This is a genomic window from Microvirga tunisiensis (genome assembly GCF_009296175.1).
Classification (GTDB): domain Bacteria; phylum Pseudomonadota; class Alphaproteobacteria; order Rhizobiales; family Beijerinckiaceae; genus Microvirga; species Microvirga tunisiensis.
The window spans coordinates 1-2263 of the sequence record NZ_VOSK01000612.1; the positions used below are offsets into that span (position 1 = coordinate 1).

Consider the following 2263-nt stretch of genomic DNA (forward strand, 5'->3'; position numbering starts at 1 on the left):
CTTCTTCCTGAAAATCAAGCACTTCAGACGCATCGCCACGCGCTACGAACAGACCCCACGGGCGTTTATGTCAATCCTTTGCCTCGTCAGCGCGTTCATCTGGACCAAATGAATGTCAACGCGCTCTAAGCAACACCACCAGCCAAAGAAAACGGCTGGGGAGTATGCAGCCTGAGTTTGCATGCCCCAATTTAACGAGTGGCCCAACGGCTGAGTGGATCGACAGGGGCATAGCAGGCTGACTGCAGCGCCTTGGCCGCTGATCCGGCCATTGGGCGCCCGTCGTGCCTCGCCTGAAGCGCTGCCGTCATCAAATCGTCATAAAAGCTTCACTGTTGTTGGTGCGATAGGGCTGCTACCGAAGTTCCCTCGATGTTGTGAAGGGTGCCCTATGGCGAAGAAGTCCAAAATCATTGGTGATGAGTTAGTTCTGACCGCGAAGGCTATCCGACGCGGTGAGAAGCTGGAGCGGACGCTCACAAAACTCGCTGTGGTTCAGGAGACGGGATCTGCTGCTGAGGTCTTCTTGAAGACCGTCCAAAAGGGTTTGGAACGGCTCCGGAACGATGAGGGTTCAACGCATAGCGCTGGCAAGCACGGGAAGAAAAAGGCGGTGGACGGTGCAGAGAGCCAGGGTATAACCCAATCTGAAGATCTCCCGGCTTTGAAATCGTCTCGCCGGCCTAAGAAGTCCGTGAACGCTGCGCCACCGGGCGAGGCTCAAGCGGACTGATCGATTATTGCGGCCCATGTCGCGAGGATATCCTCAGTTCCGACCGTTCAAGCCACAAGTCAAAAAATCTCGGTCGCGGCCTGCTACCTTTCTAAAGGTGTTGGCAAAGCCCAGTCATGGCACCTTGGCGTTGTGAGGCAGGCCGTTCATGGTCCAGAGCCACGGCCCATCACCGAAGCCGCCTGTCTTGTGTGGATAAACGAGCCAGAAGGAATGGGGCCGAGGCCTCCCGCGAAACTCCTGTCTCCGCGCTACTCGCAGGGTCTCCACTTCAAGGCATGGTCACTCCGCGTCAAGAACGGAGAGAGCATGCCTTGAAGTTGGGGAACAGGCGAGTTGGGTCAAAAAAGAAGCGCCACCATCTCAAGGGAGCGCTTCAAGGTCCGGCCCGTAGGGGCAGAAAGAGCCGGTTACGCCTTTGTAGGCGATCTTGCATCTGCCGTCTGTCGGGAAAGCAACAGTTCTGGGGCGAAACTTACCCTCAGTCCTTGACCAGGTGCTGATGAGTTGGTGGTGAATTGGCTTTCAGCGATCAGGTGAACCGCGCCCCATAGTGGTTTCCGCTGGTCCAGACCAAGCGGACCATAGCGACAGCGCCCTCGTTCGGGATCTTCAGTTCGAACTCGAGAGGAACATCGGCGGGGGCGGGGATCACAAGCCGCACCCCGGTTTCAGACAGATCCCAGACGGTGCATGCAGTTGGGTCGCCGGTCATCTCGCTCTCAAACCATCCCTCCAAGCAGGTGGGGGACCGCTCACTTGATCGACGTTCGGGCAGTAGAGGGCTCATTCAGGAGATCCAATCCTGTGGGATGGGTCTCATAGGAAGCAAAGCTGGCGTGGAGCTTGCTCAAAATCGCTGCCTCGGAGATCGCGGTGGTGTCGCGGGGGAGAAACTCTTGTCGACGTTACAAGATACCATTCCGCATTTATTCAGCTTGGGCTTTGTGGGTCTTAGCTTCCGTAGGATCGCTTTGATATGTTCTTTCACCCAAGGCTCATCAACACCCAGTTCGTCGGCAATTCTGGCGCTCTGCTTTCCCGTGAGTAAGGAGAGAAGAACCTGTGCTTCTGGCGGCAATAATGTAGGCGCTGTGTTGGTTGGCCTGTCATGGGAGGAGGCATCGCCCATACGCGGCTTAGACCCCTGATGTCGATTTCGATCGGCCGCGCATGACCGTTCCGCATCATCGGGGATCCCGATCACTGCCTTTATCTTCGCCATTGCCCACCCGCAATCCTGTCAAGCCAGGATAAAAACCTGGACGCAGGCGTTATCTCCTAGAGACGTTCCAAACGCTATAGCGATTCAGAATAAAAGACGGCTCGTATGCACTGACCTCACATGCTTCCGAGGTAGTGCATGGCGGTCAGCTGATAGATGAGAGGCAGCACTGGTTTCATGAGCTATGGCGGAAACTGGGTGATGACGGTGTGAGAAGGGCGGCGTATCGAGGCGGGTGTCGAGCCTGCCAGAACCTCTTCGAGAGAGCGATACGCCATGAACGAGACTACCAACATTGTCCGCTT

At 56.4% G+C, this 2263-nt stretch carries 3 protein-coding genes; 1 reads left to right on the forward strand and 2 read right to left on the reverse strand.

The window, feature by feature from the left end:
* The first annotated feature begins 391 nt into the window (after positions 1–391).
* Positions 392–733: a hypothetical protein gene (locus tag FS320_RS41975; RefSeq protein WP_152718468.1), complete on the forward strand. Its 342-nt coding sequence runs from the start codon at positions 392–394 to the stop codon at positions 731–733.
* 532 nt (positions 734–1265) lie between these two features.
* On the opposite strand, the gene FS320_RS41980 is transcribed toward FS320_RS41975, so the two are convergent.
* Positions 1266–1523 carry a PilZ domain-containing protein gene (locus tag FS320_RS41980; RefSeq protein WP_152718469.1) on the reverse strand — a complete coding sequence of 86 codons (258 nt, stop codon included), beginning with the start codon at positions 1521–1523 and terminating at the stop codon, positions 1266–1268.
* 60 nt (positions 1524–1583) lie between these two features.
* Entirely contained in the window at positions 1584–1958 is a 375-nt protein-coding gene (locus FS320_RS51290; RefSeq protein ID WP_152718470.1) for a LuxR C-terminal-related transcriptional regulator, read from the reverse strand.
* Positions 1959–2263 lie beyond the last annotated feature (305 nt).